The 19,879-nt window shown below is 36.1% G+C and carries 16 protein-coding genes and 2 tRNA genes; 9 read left to right on the top strand and 9 right to left on the bottom strand.

The features are described 5' to 3' along the window. Positions 1-38: 38 nt before the first annotated feature. Positions 39-111, bottom strand: a tRNA-Met gene (locus tag MP478_RS03230). A gap of 38 nt (positions 112-149) precedes the next feature. Beyond that, positions 150-222: transfer RNA gene (locus tag MP478_RS03225), tRNA-Met, on the bottom strand. Between the two features lie 101 nt (positions 223-323). On the opposite strand from MP478_RS03225, the gene MP478_RS03220 reads away from it, so the two are divergent. From MP478_RS03220 to MP478_RS03190, 7 genes are all read left to right on the top strand, one after another. Continuing rightward, entirely contained in the window at positions 324-935 is a 612-nt protein-coding gene (locus MP478_RS03220; RefSeq protein WP_230035032.1) for an L-threonylcarbamoyladenylate synthase, read from the top strand. Positions 936-1,185: 250 nt separating this feature from the next. Beyond that, positions 1,186-1,944 (top strand): peroxide stress protein YaaA, encoded by a 759-nt coding sequence (yaaA, locus tag MP478_RS03215; protein WP_230035022.1) that lies wholly within the window; start codon positions 1,186-1,188, stop codon positions 1,942-1,944. Beyond that, on the top strand, positions 1,945-2,880 hold the full coding sequence (prmC, locus tag MP478_RS03210; protein WP_257199558.1) for a peptide chain release factor N(5)-glutamine methyltransferase: 936 nt from the start codon (positions 1,945-1,947) through the stop codon (positions 2,878-2,880). A 28-nt stretch (positions 2,881-2,908) separates the two neighbouring features. Then, positions 2,909-3,943 carry a serine hydrolase gene (locus MP478_RS03205; RefSeq protein WP_257199557.1) on the top strand — a complete coding sequence of 345 codons (1,035 nt, stop codon included), beginning with the start codon at positions 2,909-2,911 and terminating at the stop codon, positions 3,941-3,943. A gap of 60 nt (positions 3,944-4,003) precedes the next feature. After that, positions 4,004-4,363: a DUF4180 domain-containing protein gene (locus MP478_RS03200; protein ID WP_257199556.1), complete on the top strand. Its 360-nt coding sequence runs from the start codon at positions 4,004-4,006 to the stop codon at positions 4,361-4,363. 774 nt (positions 4,364-5,137) lie between these two features. Next, positions 5,138-5,716 (top strand): hypothetical protein, encoded by a 579-nt coding sequence (locus tag MP478_RS03195; protein ID WP_257199555.1) that lies wholly within the window; start codon positions 5,138-5,140, stop codon positions 5,714-5,716. An 85-nt stretch (positions 5,717-5,801) separates the two neighbouring features. Further along, complete coding sequence (locus MP478_RS03190) at positions 5,802-7,265, top strand: hypothetical protein (RefSeq protein WP_257199554.1); 1,464 nt, start codon at positions 5,802-5,804, stop codon at positions 7,263-7,265. 55 nt (positions 7,266-7,320) lie between these two features. Here the strand turns inward: MP478_RS03190 and MP478_RS03185 are convergent, their stop codons facing one another. From MP478_RS03185 to MP478_RS03155, 7 genes are all read right to left on the bottom strand, one after another. After that, positions 7,321-8,292, bottom strand: a complete 972-nt coding sequence (locus tag MP478_RS03185) for an NAD-dependent epimerase/dehydratase family protein (RefSeq protein ID WP_257199553.1) — start codon at positions 8,290-8,292, stop codon at positions 7,321-7,323. After that, the gene (locus MP478_RS03180) at positions 8,289-9,074 is read right to left on the bottom strand and encodes an SDR family oxidoreductase (RefSeq protein WP_257189058.1); all 786 of its coding nucleotides are present in this window, start codon (positions 9,072-9,074) and stop codon (positions 8,289-8,291) included. The genes MP478_RS03185 and MP478_RS03180 overlap by 4 nt, the downstream gene beginning before the upstream one ends. A gap of 142 nt (positions 9,075-9,216) precedes the next feature. After that, on the bottom strand, positions 9,217-10,320 hold the full coding sequence (locus MP478_RS03175; RefSeq protein ID WP_257189059.1) for an AraC family transcriptional regulator: 1,104 nt from the start codon (positions 10,318-10,320) through the stop codon (positions 9,217-9,219). Between the two features lie 29 nt (positions 10,321-10,349). Next, positions 10,350-10,991 carry a rhomboid family intramembrane serine protease gene (locus MP478_RS03170; RefSeq protein WP_257199552.1) on the bottom strand — a complete coding sequence of 214 codons (642 nt, stop codon included), beginning with the start codon at positions 10,989-10,991 and terminating at the stop codon, positions 10,350-10,352. Positions 10,992-11,034: 43 nt separating this feature from the next. Further along, the gene (locus MP478_RS03165; protein ID WP_230035006.1) at positions 11,035-13,623 is read right to left on the bottom strand and encodes a DNA gyrase/topoisomerase IV subunit A; all 2,589 of its coding nucleotides are present in this window, start codon (positions 13,621-13,623) and stop codon (positions 11,035-11,037) included. A gap of 8 nt (positions 13,624-13,631) precedes the next feature. Then, entirely contained in the window at positions 13,632-14,108 is a 477-nt protein-coding gene (locus MP478_RS03160; RefSeq protein WP_230035004.1) for a hypothetical protein, read from the bottom strand. 25 nt (positions 14,109-14,133) lie between these two features. Beyond that, entirely contained in the window at positions 14,134-16,020 is a 1,887-nt protein-coding gene (locus MP478_RS03155; protein WP_257189062.1) for a DNA topoisomerase IV subunit B, read from the bottom strand. Positions 16,021-16,237: 217 nt separating this feature from the next. Between MP478_RS03155 and MP478_RS03150 the strand changes: the two genes are divergently transcribed. Together MP478_RS03150 and MP478_RS03145 are read left to right on the top strand one after the other, a co-directional pair. Continuing rightward, a complete protein-coding gene (locus MP478_RS03150; protein WP_257199551.1) occupies positions 16,238-19,108 on the top strand; it encodes a histidine kinase in 2,871 nt (956 codons plus the stop codon). Next, positions 19,077-19,808 (top strand): LytTR family DNA-binding domain-containing protein, encoded by a 732-nt coding sequence (locus MP478_RS03145; protein WP_257199550.1) that lies wholly within the window; start codon positions 19,077-19,079, stop codon positions 19,806-19,808. The genes MP478_RS03150 and MP478_RS03145 overlap by 32 nt, the downstream gene beginning before the upstream one ends. Positions 19,809-19,879: the final 71 nt, after the last annotated feature.

Raw genomic sequence — 19,879 nt, 5'->3', positions numbered from 1 at the left:
GTGTATTTTTAGAGTGCCTACCGAAAGCACTTACTTAGTAGCGGGAACCGGACTCGAACCGATGACCTTCGGGTTATGAGCCCGACGAGCTACCTACTGCTCCATCCCGCGGTGTATTTTTAGAGTGCCTACCGAAAGCACTTACTTAGTAGCGGGAACCGGACTCGAACCGATGACCTTCGGGTTATGAGCCCGACGAGCTACCTACTGCTCCATCCCGCGATATTGGATTGCAAATGTACGACTTTTTTTTAAAAATCCTAATTTTTCTTTTAAATAAGGGACTTTTATGAAAACTATTTTATTATTTGTATCTTTGTTTTATGGCAAAAATACTAAAAATATACCCGGACAATCCTCAGGAAAATCTTGTAAACGAGGTTATTAAAACACTCAATAACGGAGGGCTTATTATATATCCTTCGGATACAATTTATGCGTTAGGCTGCAACATTTTTGATATAAAAGCCATGGAAAAACTGGCTCAATTGAAAAAAATAAAGCTGGAAAAAGCAAAATTTTCAATTATATGTAACGATCTCAGCCATCTTTCCGACTTTACAAGACCTATCGACACCTCGATATTCAGATTTCTGAAAAGTCATCTGCCGGGACCTTTTACATTTATCCTTGAAGCTAATAAAAGTTTGCCGTTAGCTTATAAAGGACACAAAACAATTGGTATCCGTGTTCCGGATCATCCTATTCCGCAGCTTATCGTTGAAAAACTGGGACATCCAATTGCGTCAACATCCATAAGAGATGATGATGAAATTATTGAGTATTCTACAGATCCTGAACTGATTGCTGAGAAATATGACCATCTTGTAGACATTGTCATTGATTCGGGATATGGTGATAATGTAGCTTCTACCATTGTAGATCTTACTTCGGGAGAACCGGAAATCATCCGCCAGGGAAAAGGAATAATATAATCAGGTTCACCTGAGATATAGCGTTTCAACAGCATAGCCTATAAGCATCCGGCTACATTTGCATTTTTTGCCTTCCAGTTGCTTATGATTTACCTATTCTTTCTCTGCCACTATTGAAAATTTTTGCCCTATTGTAAAAAATAACATTCAAAACTTTAACATCCTGTTCAATGCCATTGCATGCTTACCTTTATTTCTGTGATGGTTCTGAATTTTATGGATTCAAAAAACTTATCTGTATTTTAACATTATGAAAATTGTAACATCGCCTGCCAAATTAATGAATATAGAAAATTCAACAGACCTGTTGAGATCTTCTACTCCAAGATTCATTGAAGATGCAGCACTTATACAGTCTTATTTAAAAGAAAAATCACCAAAATATCTTTCTGAATTAATGGAAATATCAACCAAGCTGGCTGATGAAAACTGGGAAAGAAATCAAAGATGGAAATCAAAGCCTACCGCCAAAGAGTCTGCACCTGCCCTGTTTGCTTTCACAGGTGAAGTATACAGAGGTTTAGATGCTAAAACCCTTGATAAGGCTTCTATAGAGTATCTGCAAAAAAATCATAGAATGCTTTCCGGATTATATGGTCTTTTGAAACCTTCTGATAAGGTAATGCTTTACAGGCTTGAAATGGGGCGCCCTTTTGCGTTCGAAGAGTATAAAAACCTGTATGAATTCTGGAGAGAAAAAATTACAGCGCAGCTGAATTCTGAAATGAAAAAAGGAGAAGTTCTGCTTCATCTTGCCAGCAATGAATATGGAAAGGTGATTGACAGAAAAAAATTAAATCACACCGTGATTGATTTTGATTTCTATGAATTGAAAGACGGTAAGCTCAAAACAATAGTAGTATACACCAAGCATGCAAGAGGTCTTGTTGTGAGGTTCTGCGCAGAAACGAATGCCAAAACGCTCAATGATGTAAAGGCTTTCAATTATGAAGGTTACAGAATTGACGAAGATAAATCTACAGATACAAAACTGGTTTTTACAAGATAGATGACAATTTCAGCTTTTAAAAAATATTTCAAAGAAACACTTTCCGACCTTTATACTGAGTCGGAAAGTGCTTTTTTATCCTCGTTATTTATTCATAAAATTGTAGGCTTTGATCATTTTCAGCAAAGAAGATTTTCTGAACAGGAGCTTTTAATGGAAGATGAGAACCAACTTTCCAGTTTAGTATCTGAGCTGAAGACCGGACGGCCTTATCAGCAGATTTTAGGGGAAACAGAGTTTTACGGAATGAAATTCTTTGTAGACGAAAATGTACTGATTCCCCGCCCTGAAACGGAGGAAATGCTCGAAATTGCTATTCCTGAGATTCAACAATACATTTCCAATGTAAGGTATAGAGATATAAGGTCTGAAGGGTTGGACAGTAAATGGACTGAAGAAACCCGGCATGCCTCCAGTGCTGAAAAAAAGAAAACTACAGCATTAAAAATTCTGGATATCGGAACAGGAAGTGGCGTCATTCCTCTGGTATTAAAAAAGCACTTTCCTGATGCTGAAGTTTCATCGGTAGATTTTTCTGAAAAAGCATTGTCTACTGCTCAAAAAAATGCAGAGTACCATCAGCTGAATATCAATTTCATACACGCTGATTATCTTGGTTTTGAGCCTAATGAATGTTATGATATTATCATCTCCAATCCTCCTTATATAGGAATAGAGGAAGAGGTTGAAATTGCAGATTCAGTAAAAGAATTTGAACCTAAAATGGCCCTTTTCTCTCCTACTTCTGATGCGCTGGTCTTTTACAGAAAAATTGCAGCAGACTGTAAAAAACATTTGAATGACCACGGTCTTTTATTTTTAGAAATCAATCAGAAGCTGGGTCCGGAAACCCTGGCATTATATAGTGACTTTTCCAAGGCAGAGCTATTGAAGGATTTGTCTGACAATGACAGGTTTATCTATGGAAGGAAATAGGTACATTTACTTCCATAAAGTATAACTTATGAAAATTTCCTTATCCAATATTGTAATCTGTGCTTCAGTAGGTTTACAATTTATCTCCTGTAAACAGCAGACACCTCAGGCTGTTATTGATCAGTATCATCGTAACGGAGAACTGAATGGTTCTGTTTTAGTGGTAAAGAACAATAAGAACGTATATGATTCTGCATTGGGATTCAGTAATATTGAGAAAGGATTAAAAGCGGATAAAAACACTTCTTTTTATATAGCTTCATTAAGCAAATCTTTTACTGCAGCTGCTATTATACAACTTCAGGAAAAGGGATTACTGGCCTATGATGATAAAGCTTCTCACTACGTTAAACTTCCTGAATATGCAAAGGATATCAGTATAAGACAGCTTTTAAATCATACTTCAGGAATTAAAGATTATGAATCTCTACTCTCTGGTAAAAAAGCACTGACTAATCAGGATGTTATCGGTTGGCTGAAGAGCTTGAAAAAACTGGAATTTGCTTCGGAAAGCCAGTTTGAATACAGCAACAGCGGATATATTATTTTGTCTCAGGTCATTCAAAATATTTCACAAAAGTCTTATAAAGAATATATTACTGAGCATATTATTGCCCCTTTAAAAATGAATCACACCTATGTTTATGATTCATCTACTGTTATTGAAAACAAAGCCTTAGGCTATAATCAGCATAAAAAGCCTGATGATTATTCAATTTTAACCACAGGAGACGGAGGGATCTACTCTACTCCGGGAGATCTTTATCTGTATGATCATGCATTACGAAATTTCACACTGATCAATAAAGCCAATACAGCTCTCATGTACACTCCAGCTGTTCTAACCAATGGAGAGACCTCCAATTATGGATTCGGATGGTATATAGAAAACACCGGGAGCGGGAAGGTGGTAAGCCATACAGGTGGCCTCAACGGTTTCAGGGCTTTATTCTGGAGAGATCTACAACATAACAGCTGCATCATTGCTCTGACCAATCAGGGGGATGCATTTCCGTTACATGATTTCTTAAAAGATATGAAAAAAGCAATTCAGGAAAATTAAAAACAGATCTTTTACAGCCTTAAGGTTTATATTATCTTTGATGTTTATAAACGGATGACTATGCTAATCAAATCCCATACGGTCAACAATCTAAAAATAGCAGAAATAATTTCTGATGACATGCTCATTCAATCTGCAGAGGATGGATTGGATCTCATGGGCAATATTTATTATCAGGGATTTGATAAAGTAATTCTGTATGAAAAAAACATTACTCCTGATTTTTTTGATCTGAAGACAAAAATGGCAGGTGAAATACTGCAGAAATTCTCAAACTATCGTATCGGACTGGCCATAGTTGGAGATTTCAGCCAATACCAAAGCCAGAGTATGAAAGATTTTATTTTTGAAAGCAATAAGACAAAACATATCAATTTTGTTGTCATGCTGGAAGAGGCATTAGAAAATCTCAGCAGATAATATTTTCAAAATTCTCCTGAGAGTTCAAATATTCAAAAACAAGGAACTTTATAAAACAGGCTCGATTCCCAAACAATACTCTAATAATCAACCACTTATTTATCTAATATCTAGTATTACATCTTCAATAGTCTCCTTTGTGATTAATACCTGCTTTTTTATATTGCAAGAGCAGAGGCTTGTTTTATCTTCAAATTTCCGGATCATTTTGCAAGATGTTTAAGTTTATATTTCCGGAGTGAAATTCCAACCGATAATTTAAAGAAATACTTTGGTTTATTAATTTCTTATAGCAATAAAGACAAAATACAAACAATTGCATAATAATTAAAAAATTAATTAAAAAATAATATTTAAACCAAAAAAATAATTTAATATAATTTTAATCACAATAATTTACTGATGTAAATGAATTATTCGTACTTTTGTAGAAACACAAGCATTATGAATATTATTATTTTACATACCATTAAAAGTCCGACATAGTAGACTTATTGCTAATCCTATTTTCAATTCTCTTAGCAAAATCAACAATAGCAAAAAATACATTTAACAATGAAGACTGTAGGTCATTATTGTGGTTAATATCTGTGTTTACATGCTTAACCTTTGACTATAATATATTCTAAGGAATTGTTATACATATTGTCTGCGGAACAATACGTTATCCGAAAACTAAAAAAAACGAAAACCATTTTTAATTTAAAAGTACAGTGATGCTTTTAACAATCCATGTTGTTAACTTAAATATTATTAACATAAATAAATTTACTAATGATGAAACGTTTTTTCTTACAAAGTTCATTTTTTTTACTAAGCTCTTTTACATTCGCCCAGGTAGGGATTAATACTTCTAATCCTGATCAAAGTGCCATTTTAGATGTCTATAGCCAAAATAAAGGAATGTTGATTCCGAGGCTTACTACTGCAAAAAGGGATGCTATTTCCAATCCGGCGAATTCTCTTTTAATTTATGATACCGATAAAAAATGTTTAAGCCAAAATATAGGCACACCTTCCAGTCCTGATTGGTTATGTATCAGCAATAATGCTGTAAAAATGTTTTACATGCCTAGTGTTTCTTTTGATACTTCTACCACAGCAACTGGTAGAACTAAAGACCTATATACATTATATAAAACTCAGTTCGGATCTCCAAAGGCAAAGAGCACCAGCGCTCCGGTATCTATTCCTTTTTTCCCATCCAGCAAGGATCTTTACTATTATGTAACGGATGCTGATCCTAATGTATTCAGTAATATTAGTATTTCTGATGACGGTGTCATGAAATATGATGTAAAAGCAGCGGCTACAGACTGTTCTTTTATTAATATTGTTTTTGTTGTCAAATAATTGAGCTATGATAAAAAGGACCTCAATTGTACGATACAAAAGATTTTTGCTCACTTTTTCATTGTTCATTTTCTCCCAAAATATCATGGCGCAGAATGAACAGGGAACCGGATATCCGTATTTTGTTAACTTTACGCAGGGGTTGCAGCCTCAGGAAGCCTATAAAGTAGCAACAAGCGGTGTCCAGAATGACGCTACGTTTACTACAGACGGATTACGGCTGACCCGAAGTGTAAATAATATTTCAGGAGGGGTAATCCTGGCTGATAAAATATTCAAAAGTGATCAGGGAATCAAGTTCGAATTTGAATTTGCCATTTATGGAGGAAATACCAACGGAGGGGATGGCATCTCTATATTCTTAGTAGACGGATCTATCCCTAAAACCCAACTTAATCTCGGATACTTTGGTGGAGGATTGGGATATAGTTTTGTACGTGGAGGTGAGTCTACGGAAGGGCTTAGAGGAGCTTATTTAGGGATAGGCCTGGATGAATACGGAAATTTTAAAACCAGCTTTAATCAGAGAGAAAGGGTTAGAAATGGAATTTTTGGAGTGGGACTGGCGGATGGGCGAAGCAATATTTCTTTAAGAGGTAAACGTGGAAACCAATATCTGTCGTCGGCTGAGCCTGCGGGATATAATGGCTATCCATTACTTTACAGTACAGCTACCAACGCCTCCCCTTCCAGCAGCAACAGATCTGCTTATCTGGATACTACAACAGGAAAGTTTATTGGTATTAAAAACACGGGTCTTCAGCAATTCAGCATTGAAAGTGGTGGAACTTCCTTTCCTCTCAATGAAAATGATGGAAGATTCCGTAAAGCTTATGTCACATTAGTACCCAACCCTTCCGGTGGTTACAATATAACCCTGGAAATACAGCATGGAACTGTGAAAGAAAAAGTGATTGATAATTATTATTATCCAACTTCTCTGAAATATACTGAGACTACCATATCCAACAATACGGTAAGAACGCTGGATACATCACCTCCTTCTACCTTTAGAATTGGTTTTGCCGCTTCTACAGGAGCTGCTAAAAACATCCATTTATTGAGAAACTTAGGGGTTACCAGGCCTTATGCTGCTGAAGTAACAGATGATCTGTTCGCGGGATGTCCTGGGATAAAATCAACGTATTATCCTTTGCTTAATGATGCGGCTTATTCTTCAGCAAACGGGCAAAATCCGCCAACCCTTTCATACAACAACCTTGATTTTAATTCATTCCGATTTTTGGATAATAATGGCGCTGTAATTCCTAATATAACAGGCGGCGTTTATACGAACAGTCAAGGGACATGGACCTATTCATCCATTACCGGAGCGCTTTCTTTCAGGCCTGCAATTGGATTTACAGGGGTTGCCCAAATACAATATGATATTAAAGGAGGTGGAAGCAATGGTACTGAAGCTCCTTACAATACGGAAGAATACAGATCGTTGCCGGCACTCGTACAGGTTAATATTTCAAGTGCAAATAACTGCAGCAAAGCCTGTGTTATTTCCAACAAAAATGTAACTCAGAAAATAACAAGATAATTTGATAAAAACCAGCTTTTGAGAGCTGGTTTTTTTATTTTTTACGGAATGAAGGTCAATACGTATTGTTTTTAATAAAATACTGAACAGCATCTTCGATTGCCTTATCAATAGATTGGTATTTGATTCCCAGCTCCTTTACCGATTTTTGGTTAGAATAATAATTACAAATCTGCAGGGCTTTCATATTGGAAGTGCTGATGCTTGTTTTTATGTTTAATTTTCTCAAACCGTCACCAATCAATCCAAGGAGACTCAAAATTCTATTGGGAATGGCTATCATAATTGGGTTTTGATCGGTAATTCGGTTTACTTTCTTAAAAAACTCACTGTAGCTTAGGTTTTCATTGGCTAAAAGGTATTTTTCACCAGTTCTTCCATTTTCGATAGCACTTAATATGCCGTTGGCTGCATCTTCCACATGTACAAAGTTCTTCCCTCCTTTCGGATAAAAGACCAGTTTCTTTTTCCAGGTCCAGAAGATTATTTTTCCGGAACTAGGCTTGCTATCATAAGCTCCGATCATAAAAGTTGGATTAACAATGATAACCTCTGTATTTTTACGGTTCTTTAAAAGATACTCTTCCGCTGCCAGCTTACTTTGAGCATAAAATGAATGGGTAAAAGGATAAAGCTGGGGGGCTTTTTCACTTCCCCAGAAGCCTGTATTTCCAAATCCTAATGTATTTGCTGTACTCACAAACAAAAACTTTTTCACTCCCATTACCTCTGCATGGGTAAACAGGTTCACAACGGTGTCATAATTCACGTTCTTATACTCCTCATAGTTGAGGAGATTCTGCCGTGTTTCTGCCGCAATATGAATGATACAGTCAGTATTGCTGAGATGTGATGAGATATCGGATGAAAGATCTGTTTCCACCAATTTCAGATTTTCGTTTTCTTCGCCCAGCCAGCTGCTTTTCTTGCGCACCAGAGCAGTAACAGAATAACCATTTTGTAATAATTTAATGATAACATTAGTTCCCAGAAGCCCTGTTGCTCCGGTTACACAAATTTTTTTCATGCTTCGATTTCTCTTTTTATTGCCTGGGTCATCAGCGGAAGTTTTATCCATATTGGTAAAATTCTCATGATCAGCCAGCTGATTGGGTTCACCATAATTACGGAATCTTTTTTAAATAACTGGTGAATACAGTAAGAAGCTACTTTATCAGGGTTTAAAAGGGTCAGCCTTCCTAAAAAGCCTTGTTTCTCAATCCGTTTACATACATCCGTATTGGTTTTCATGGCTCCGGGATTCACTACGCTTACAAAAACATTGGTATCTTTCAGTTCTTCATGTAAGCCTCTGGAAAAGGAATGGATAAAGGTTTTAGAAGCCGGATATACTGTTTTAAAGCCTATAGGGGAAAAAGCGGCCATGCTTGAAACATTTAAAATATAGGCTTTCGGCTGCCTTAAAAGATTAGGAAGAAGCTGATGGGTAATAAGTGAAGTGGCAGCCACATTCACCTGAAGGATAGTATTGATGTAGTCTGAACTGGCTTCTGTAAATTTTTTGGTTCCCCCAAGACCTGCATTATTGATCAGGATATGAATTTCAAAGGATTGATTAAGCCATGCTGTAAGTTTCATCACATTATCATGTACGGAAAGGTCCACTTCATAATAATGGGCTTTTATAGGATAGTTTTTTTCGAGTTCTTCTGTAAGTTCTTTTAAATTCTGATTGGGAAGGCTTACCAGAATAACATTGATATTTTTCCTGGCCAGATTTTCGGCAAATGCTTTTCCCAGTCCCTGGCTGGCTCCTGTGATAACTGCGTATGATTCTTTAGTTTCCATAAAACAAAATTTATGGTACAAAGCTAGTATAGATGTAAAATTTTAATGTTCCGACTTATCTTAATGAACTCATTTTATGACAATACTCAAAAAATATTAAAATATTGAATTACAATGGATTACCAACATTAAAAGGTAAACTTTATAAATCGGAACTTATTTTTTTAAATTCTGAAGGGGTCTGACCGGTGAGTTTTTTGAACGTAGTATTAAAAGAAGTCTTGGAATTGAATCCCGACTCATAGGCAATTCCTAAAATTGAAAATTTACTGTCCGTATCTTTGAGAAGTACTTTTGCATATTCTACTCTGTATCCGTTAACATACTGGAAAAAGTTCTTTCCAAAACCGGTATTGATGGCATAAGACAGCTGATGACTGGAAACTTCAAGTATTTCTGCTAATTTGATCAGGTTCAGCTCACTATCCAAATAAGGCTTACCGGTCTCCATCATGTTTTCCAGCTGAATTTTAATCTTACTTAATTCTTCATCTGAGATCAGCTTTCTTTTCACTTCTTCTTCATCAGCATCTTCATCAATAGAGATCAGCTCCTGGCGCTGTTTTTCTTCTACAGGATAAATCTCCTTTTGCTTCAGAGAATAATAAGCGACCCAGTAAATAACCAGCAAAAAAACCGCATTAATGAAGAAATTTAAAGAGGTGGGATCATAAAACAGGTTGTAGATCACATAAATAATATTGACAATAAAAAGTACAACGATAATATACTCCAGCCAGTTTAGGTTAATTCCTTCTGTATTGGAGGAAAACTGCTGAATTTTTCTTTGATGTTTTCTGATGATAATATAAGAAAGTCCGGTGTAAAACAGGGCCTGAATGAGGATCAAAATAACACTCAGATATTCAAATGGATTACTGAGTCCGGATTTTATCAGGAAAAGGCATACCAGGAAAGCTGCCGGAAGCAGTAGAAATTTAAGATCCGTAATTTTAAAAGTAAAAGAAGGATTGGTATAGAACAATACGCTGAAATAAAAAACAATGGGCGTTAGAAACTGGATAAAACGCACTAAATACAGAGAATGGAACTCAATTACTGATCCGGTAATTAAAAACAGAACCTCATCCATCCAAAAGGTAGACCACAGAAACAGAAAAACCCCAAACCAGAAATTCGCTTTTCTGTTAACTTGTAAAGGGTTGGTGAGTTTCAGCAGAGAAAGCAAAACCAATGAACCATAGATAAGTATCACGATGAAACTGTTTAATTCTGATGTGTTCATTGGTTTTTATTTTTAGTAAAAATAGTATTTTATCCTATTCTTTTCCTCACAAAGATCTGATATCCCAGATAAATCAACGGCAGTGACATCACCCCCAAGAAAAGCATATTACTCATTGCCAGCTGTGGGTGCATTACAATAGAATAAATAAGCCCAAAAAATGCACCTCCCAAATGAGCGGCATGTCCCAGGTTATCCCATTGTTTAGGATTCAGCATCATGTATACTGAATATCCAAAGTATAATGTTCCGAACAACCATCCCGGAAGGAAGTTAACACTGATTTCATTCGGTGCCATTGCAATAGATGCAAAAATAATTCCTGACACAGCACCAGAGGCACCAATAGCAGAATACCACGGTTGTTTTTTATAGATCTGCAGACTGAATAAATTCCCAAGAATCATTGATCCGAAATACACGATCAAAAATCCTATTTCTCCAAAGAAATGAATAACCACTCCCTGAAAAAAGTAGAGAGAAAGCATATTAAAAAATAAATGCATAAAATCTGCATGCAAAAATGCAGAACTGATAAGCCTGATATATTCTTTCCGATTGGCAATAGCCCCAACATTAAATTTATATTTTTCAAATAAACTTGTATTGTTAAGTCCCATGTAACTAAAAATACATGTAACAGCTATTATAATTAAAACAACTATATTCATCTGATGTCTTTTTTATCTATTTTTTTGATCTGAAATTCTTTATTTATTCAGATTCATTATTCTCTCCATCCTGAAACAGATCACCGATGATCCCTCCATCTTCATCCATATCTCCTGTCTGTTCCGGCTCTTCGTAAACTTCGGGTTCTTCTTCCACAGGTTCTGGAATCGTGATGTTGATTGCTTTCACCTTAAATTTCGTGAACTGATTTCCAATTGCTTTTATTCCTTTTACAGTAATAAACTCATCAATATTGATAGTCTCAGGCTCACGGTCTTTTCCTTTATCTTTTGCAAAAATAATCTCAGCTGTTGCTTCGTTGGCCACGATTACATTTTCAATGAAGGATTTTGGATGTTCTGAAGGCATAAAAGTCTGTACATTAACGGTATTTTCCAATAAGAATCTCTTGATAAAGTACATATCTTTTTCTCCGTCATAGTAAATACAGGTAATAGGCTGTCCGGGCCTCCATTTTTCAAGCACCAGGTATTCATCATCAAAACGGTTGCCCAAGTCGAAAGAAACCAGCTTTACTTCGCCATTGGTATTAATGGTCAGAATCTTGTCATCGCCTTTGAAGCTGCCTAATAAAGTTCCTCTTGCATCCGCATTCAGTCTTCTTACCGTATCGTCGAACCATATCTTTCTCGGGGCCAGTGTAGAAACACCCTCTTCCTTCATATCAACTTTCTTCACTGCATATTTGGTCACAAGATTTCCTTTGGAATCTCTCCCTTTAATAGCAAGTTCGGAGAAGTTGATCTCCATTTTATTTTTCCTGATCCTTGGATTCGGTTTTAAAAGGACGGTCACGGTCTCCGCTTCCCCGTTAGGGTTAGCTGAAAAATACAGCATTTCTGAACCTTTTTTATCTGAAGCCAAAGGATAATCCGTATTTCTTGTTACTCCGGTTACAGAAAAACGTTTCATATAATAAGGACCATCTCTACCTTCGCGGTAAATCATATTATATACAGTCCTTTTATCATTTTTCTTCCAGATTGCCACGTGGAGAAGATCCTTTCCTATAAAAGTTTTAGCTTCCACTTTTACCACTTTCATGCTTCCATCTTTTCTGAAAGTAATGATATCATCAATATCAGAACAATCGAACATATACTGATCTTTTCTCAGGGATGTTCCGATGAATCCTTCTTCAAAATTGGCATAGAATTTTTCGTTTGCTACGGCTACTTTTGTTGCATCAATAGTATCGAAGATTCTAAGTTCTGTTTTTCTCTGCTTATCTTTTCCGTATTTCTTCTGAATATTTAAATAATACTCAATAGCATAAGGAATCAGATTAGCCAGGTTGTGTTTTACCTGTTCTATTTTACCTTCAAGGGAGGCAATATTTTCTTTAAATTTATCTAAATCGAATCTTGAAATTCTCTTGATCCTGATCTCTGTTAATCTTAAAATATCCTCTTCCGTTACTGCTCTTAAAAGATGTTTGGTATGAGGCTTTAATCCTTTATCTATTGTCTTTAGTACATCATCCCAGGTTTTTACCTCTTCAATATCGTGATAGATCCTGTTTTCGATGAATATCCTTTCTAATGAAGAAAAATGCCAGCTTTCCTGAAGTTCGTGAAGCTCAATTTCGAGTTCTTTTTTCAGCAAAGAAACCGTATGATCCGTATTCATCTTCAGGATTTCCGAAACATTCATAAACATAGGCTTATCTCCCACAATTACACAGGCATTGGGAGAAATAGTCACCTGACAGTCTGTAAATGCATAGAGAGCATCAATCGTCTTGTCCGGTGAAACATCATGATGAATATGGATCAGAATTTCCACTTTATCTGAGGTATTGTCCTCAATTTTCTTGATTTTGATCTTCCCTTTCTCGTTGGCTTTTAAGATAGAGTCTATCAGATCACTCGTAGTCTTGGAGTAAGGAAGTTCAGAAATAACCAGAAGATGTTTATCTGTCTGGGTAATTTTTGCTCTCGCTCTTACTTTTCCTCCTCTGTGACCGTCATTATATTCGGAAACATCCAGATAACCGGCCGTCAGGAAGTCAGGAAATATTTCAAATCTTTTTCCTTTTAAATAGGCTACGGAAGCATTGATCAGCTCATTAAAATTGTGCGGAAGTATTTTGGTGGAAAGCCCTACCCCAATTCCTTCCACTCCCTGAGCCAACAGCAAAGGGAATTTTACAGGAAGATCAATAGGTTCATTATTTCTGCCGTCATAGGATTTTGCCCATTCTGTTGTTTTGGGATTAAATACCACTTCCAGAGCAAAAGGAGTCAGCCTGGCTTCAATATACCTTGCGGCAGCTGCAGAATCTCCCGTATAGATATTTCCCCAGTTTCCCTGGGTATCTATCAGGATTTCTTTTTGCCCGATCTGCACCATGGCATCCGTAATGGAAGCATCACCGTGAGGGTGATACTTCATGGTATTTCCTACAATATTAGCTACTTTATTATATCGGCCATCTTCCAGTTCTCTCATAGAGTGCATAATCCTACGCTGAACAGGTTTCAGCCCATCATACACCGAAGGGATAGCTCTATCAAGAATTACATAGGAAGCATAATCCAGAAACCAGTCTTTATAAAGCCCGGAAACTTTCTTTAAGCTTTCACCCTCATGCGAATATTCTTCTGTCATTTTTATTATTAATCTTTTTTCTCTTTATTAGCTTTCACTACTTTGTTCAGAGAGAGTTTTAAATCATTTACTTCTTTTCCGTTCAGATAAGAGATCTGGTACTTCAGTACTGTAGAGCCGTTATTCTTACTTGAAATGGTAATATATAGTCTTTTGATAAAGAGGATAGTTATTACATCATATTTTATCAGTTTATATTTTGGAAACTCATCATAAAGAGGAGTATTCAAAAAAGGAATAATATTTCTGTTTTTAAAATTCAGGGCTTCTCCATCACTGTCATATTCAAAAATCTGTCGTCCGTTAAGATGGAAGGCGATTAACATCAGCACCGGGACGATAATCAGTAAATAGCTTTCATTTCCCAATGCATTAAACCTATATTCATTAGCTAAAAACCCGACTATTCCCAATACAACCATCATAAGGAGCAACGTATTGATAAAATTGTACAACGATGCTTTGTTACGGTTACTTAGTCTCATTAATTGTCATGTTTATTGTAAGTTTTTAAGAGGTGCTTATTTCATCCAAAGCTTCTTTCTTATCAATATCCGTTTCCTCCACCACCAGATTTTCCAGGATAAATGTCTGCCTGTCCGGTGTATTTTTCCCCATATAAAATTCCAGAAGCTGTTCTATGGTCTGATCTTTTCCGATGACCACAGGCTCTAAGCGGATATCTTTTCCGATGAAATGTTTAAATTCATCCGGAGAGATTTCTCCAAGTCCTTTAAATCGGGTAATTTCCGGGTTTTTCCCAAGTTCATTTAAAGCTTTTATTCTTTCTGCTTCGGTATAGCAGTATCTTGTTTCTTTTTTATTTCTCACCCTGAATAACGGGGTCTGAAGAATATAAAGGTGATTGTTCTTGATCAAATCGGGGAAGAACTGCAGGAAGAATGTGATCATCAGTAAACGGATATGCATACCATCAACATCGGCATCCGTGGCAATGATTACCTGATTATACCTAAGGTCTTCAAGACTTTCTTCAATATTTAAAGCAGCCTGAAGAAGGTTAAATTCTTCATTTTCATATACTACTTTCTTCGTAAGACCATAGCAGTTCAAGGGTTTTCCTTTCAGTGAAAATACAGCCTGCGTTTCTACATCTCTGGATTTTGTGATAGATCCTGATGCAGAGTCACCCTCGGTAATGAATATTTGGCTATCGCCTTTTCTTTCTGCTTTCTGATCGTTATAATGCTGTCGGCAGTCGCGAAGCTTTTTATTGTGAAGAGACACTTTTTTAGCTCTTTCTCTTGCCAGCTTCTGTATTCCTGAGAGTTCTTTTCTTTCTCTTTCGGAAATCAATATTTTCCTTTGGATCGCTTCTGCAATTTCAGGATTTCTGTGCAGGAAATTATCCAGCTTACTTTTAAGAAAATCAATGATAAAGGTTCTTACGGTAGGCCCGTTTGGTCCTATATCATTAGACCCTAATTTTGTTTTGGTCTGGGACTCAAAAACAGGTTCTTCTACATTGATGGAGATGGCAGCAATAATAGATTTCCGGATATCGGAAGCATCGAAATTTTTATTGAAAAATTCACGGATAGTCTTCACATATGCTTCACGGAATGCATTGAGGTGCGTTCCTCCCTGAGTTGTATTCTGTCCGTTTACGAATGAAAAATAGGTTTCCGTCTGGGATTTATCTGTATGAGTGATCGCCACTTCAATATCCTCATCTTTCAGATGAACGATAGGATAAAGGGTATCGCTTTCAAGTTCTTCTTCCAATAGGTCTTTCAGACCATTTTCAGAAAAATAGGTTTCTCCGTTGAAAAGGATTTTCAGTCCTGGGTTCAGGTAAGCATAGTTGCGGAGCATTCTTTCGATATACTCTTTTCGGTATTTAAAATGCAGGAATATCTCACCATCAGGTATGAAGGAAATCTCTGTACCATTTCTGTCTGAAGTTTCTTTTTCCTCAAAGTTTTCCGTGATCATTCCCCGGGAAAATTCAGCTACCTTCATCTTTCCGTCACGGAAAGACCGTACTCTGAAATAGTCTGAAAGGGCATTAACGGCTTTGGTACCTACCCCATTCAGTCCAACTGATTTTTTGAACGCCTTACTGTCGTATTTACCCCCGGTATTCATTTTGGAGACGGCATCTACCACTTTCCCCAATGGAATTCCACGGCCAAAGTCACGGATCGTAACTTTACCGTCATCCACTTTTATTTCAATTCTTTTACCGGACCTCATCCTGAACTCGTCTATAGAGTTATCCAGAATTTCTTTAAGTAAAATGTAAATACCATCATCAGCGGAAGAGCCATCGCCGAGCTTCCCGATGTACATGCCGGGGCGCAGACGGATATGTTCCTGCCAATCGAGGGTTCTGATATTATCTTCTGAGTAGGTTGGATTTATTTCTTGTGACATATATGATTTCAGCAAACATACAAAAGTACGAAATTGTACAAAATTATCCGAATTTTTTCAATCTGTTTTTTAGTATTTTCTCTCATATTTTGCATTATTATCCTTCAAACTATATCTTTACATTATTATTCATATCCACGTGAAAAATTTATTTATTTTTCTGGTAATTTCTTATATTTTTCTTTTATCATCAATATTTTTTGCTCAAATCCCCGGATTGGTAAATTATAGTGAAGAGGAAGGACTGAACAGTTCATATACCTATACCTTAAGCCAGGACCTCAATGGTTTTATCTGGATAGGAAGTGATAATGGACTATTTCGCTTTGATGGAAAAGAATTTAAGCAGTATAATAAAGCAGACGGATTAAAAAACATTGAAGTCTTATCCTGCCATCAGTTATCGAATGGAGAAATTTTCATTTTATCTTTTCTTAATGATTTTGCGTATTTGAAAGACGGCAGAATTATTAATTCAGACTCGAATAAGGAGCTCAAAAAAATGCATTTTGAACATAATCCCAGCATTTATATTCATCAAGATGCAATCTATATGTATGCACCCGGTAATCCTAAGAATATGTATATTTACAGGAACGGAAAGGTTAATACAATCCCGTTATTCATTAATGGAGACGGCTCTTCTCATGCAATTTCTTTCGATCTTTCTAACCACCTCCTCTATTTGGCTGATAAAAGTGGAAAAAAGAATATTGAAGCTTATGACATTGTCACCAGAAAGAAAACATCCTGCAATATTCCATTAGGAAAAAAAACAATGGTATACAGGAAGGATAGCTTTTACATTTTTAAAAGCCAGGGAAAGATTGAAATTTATAAACTACACGATAAGTTCACTTTTAAAAAGATCCAGACCTACTTCACGAACGAGAATATCCAGCATGTATTTATAGATAAAAATTACGGAATATGGCTAAGCCTGGAAAATGGAGGTGCACTGCATTTCAAACAGACCTTACTGGAAAACACTAAGCTTTCTAATCCGGTAAAATTCTTAGACCAATATGTCATCAACAGTATCCTGGCAGACCATGATAATAACATCTGGTTTTCTACCCAAAACAATGGGATTTATTTTATTACTGACAAATTCCTTAAGAGTTATATGCATCTACCTATTAAAAATAATTCGGCTTATATAACGGCTATTGCAGGAAATGACAGCGGTATTTTTTTAGGATACAATGAGGCAAAAAGCGGTATATACCGTTCCCATACCATAAAGGATATTGTTTTTGAAAAAAACAGGAAGATAGAGCATAAAGCTATATTCTCAGAAGGTAATACAGTAATATTTGGTTTAAGCAGAAGTCTTATCCAATACAACACAGCCACTAAAAAGAAATATATTTTAAATGCATCGGATTATAATCCAAAAAATGTTCTGCCATATATCCGAGGGTCTGTATTAATCTGTTCGAATGACGGCCTGACTGCTTATAATTACAATGCGCATACATATTCTAAAATTCTGCAGCAGGAAAGGATTTATACAGCGCTGCTCTATGACACGGACAGTCTGTTTGTGGGAAATTTTAAAGACCTCTATAAAATGAACACCCGGACAAAAAAGAAAAGTCTCTTCCTGGAGGGCTATTATTTTACAGATATAAAAAAGCTAAGTCATAATCTATATGTGGGAGCCACCAATTTAAATGGTATTATCCTCTTCAGCAACAGTAAAATTCTAAAAAGGATAACACAAGGCAGCGGTCTTCTGACCAGCCAGATCAAAAAAATAGAAGTAGAAAATGAAAATGTTTTCTGGGCAAGTACCAATTCAGGCTTAAGCAGAGTTGAGATCCGAGGTACTGCTATAAAGATCAATAATTTCACACAGACTGACGGCTTGCCTTCAAATGTTGTAGCGGGATGTGTCATAAAAGGAGATACCCTCTTTGCCGGCACTTCAAAAGGATTAGGAATACTTTCAATCAGAAATTTATTATCGCAGAAGAAGTTCATTCATAAAAAGGTGATCATTAATTCTATTACGATTGGCAGTCAGGAATTCTTCAATCTGCAACAAAAACTTACAAGCCAGACTCCCAACAATAACATTGTATTTAACCTGAGTTTCCCGGATTATGCTTCACAGGGAAAAATAAGTTATAAGTATAAAATTGAAGGCCTGAATGATACCTGGGAAACCAGCAGTTCTTCTAAGATCATATTAAACTCCCTCCCACCAGGAACTTACACTTTTAGGGTATTGGGATTAGGCTATAACGGAAAACAGTCATATACCTCTACAAATGTTAATTTTAAAATTGAACCTAAATTCTGGCAGACCTGGTGGTTTAAGTTCCTGATGATTATTTTGGGAGCTACTGCATTGTTTATACTTATCACATTATATTTTCAGAAAAAAAGAAACAAGAAACTGGAAAACCTTTATTACGAGAAGAAGATTGCAGAACTCGAGCTGCAGGCGATAAAGGCACAGATCAACCCTCATTTTATTTACAACTGCCTCAATTCTATACAGTTTCTGCTGTATAAAAAAGATTATGCAGAAACAGAGAACTATTTGGATATTTTCTCACAAATGATTAGAAAAACACTTCATTATTCTGAAAAAACATTCATGCCTATACAGGAAGAAGTGGAATACCTTTCCCTGTATCTGAACATGGAGAAACTTCGTTTAAAAGAGCAATTTGATTATTCAATACATATATCGGAAACCGTGGACAAAAGCTGGACTATTCCTTCCCTTCTGATACAGCCTTTTGTTGAAAATGCAATAAAACACGGTGTTTCAGCATTAGCAGACCGGAAAGGAAAAATAGATATCAGGTTTGATTACAGCGGTTTGTCACTTTGTATAACAGTTGAGGATAACGGAAACGGAATAAGCAGTAAAGATCAGACGATTATAAAATCCGGTTCTTTTGGGGTAAAATTATCTCAAAAGAGAATTGAAACATTTAAGCAGCTTTTTGAGACTAATATTATTTTAGTTATTAAAAATCTTTCTGAGCAAGGACAGGAACACGAACAAGGAACTCAAATTAAAATTTATATCACCCCCCATGAAAACCAAAATACAAGCCTGCATCATTGATGACGAACAAGACGGAAGAGATTATATTGCTCTCTTGCTGCAAAACGAATTTCCGGAAATTCAGACTGTATTTCAGGCATCAAGCATAGAGGAAGCTTATATTTATCTTTCCAGAAATTCACCGGACATTCTTTTTTTGGATATCCAGCTGAAAGATGGGACGGCCTTTGATCTGCTGTCTCAATTCAAATCGATAGATTCCCAGATTATTTTCATTACAGCATTTGAAAATTTTGCGATCCAGGCCATTAAAAATGGTGCTGCAGATTATCTTTTGAAGCCGATAAAAAAAATGGACTTCATCATTGCGGTTAATAAGACCCTAGAAAATATCAAAAAAAATAAAATAATTCCTGCAGGTTCTTCGAAGAAAAATAAAATCAGTCTACCTACTCTGCAAGGCTTTAAATTAACAGATATTAATAACATCATACGATGTGAAGCAGATTCAAGCTATACCACATTTTACCTCGCAGACAAAACCAAAATTATTGTTTCCAAAACTCTACACGAGTTTGAAGAATTCCTTTCGGAGTATAATTTTTTCAGAATCCATCATAAGCACCTCATTAATCTTTCTCACCTTAAAGAGTACATCAAAGGAAAAGGAGGCCAGGTAATCATGACAGACAACTCTGTACTGGATGTTTCTGTTCGCAAAAAAAATGATTTTTTGTCGAAAATAGAACATATGGAGTAAAAACAGATCCGCCCGTTTCTATTTTATTCTTTTACTGCTCAAGATGCAGTTCAATGAAACCTTCCAATACA

It is taken from the genome of Chryseobacterium sp. WG14, assembly GCF_024586945.1.
Lineage (GTDB): Bacteria > Bacteroidota > Bacteroidia > Flavobacteriales > Weeksellaceae > Chryseobacterium.
Note: the sequence above shows the minus strand (reverse complement) of the source record. Positions and strands in the feature narration are given on the sequence as shown.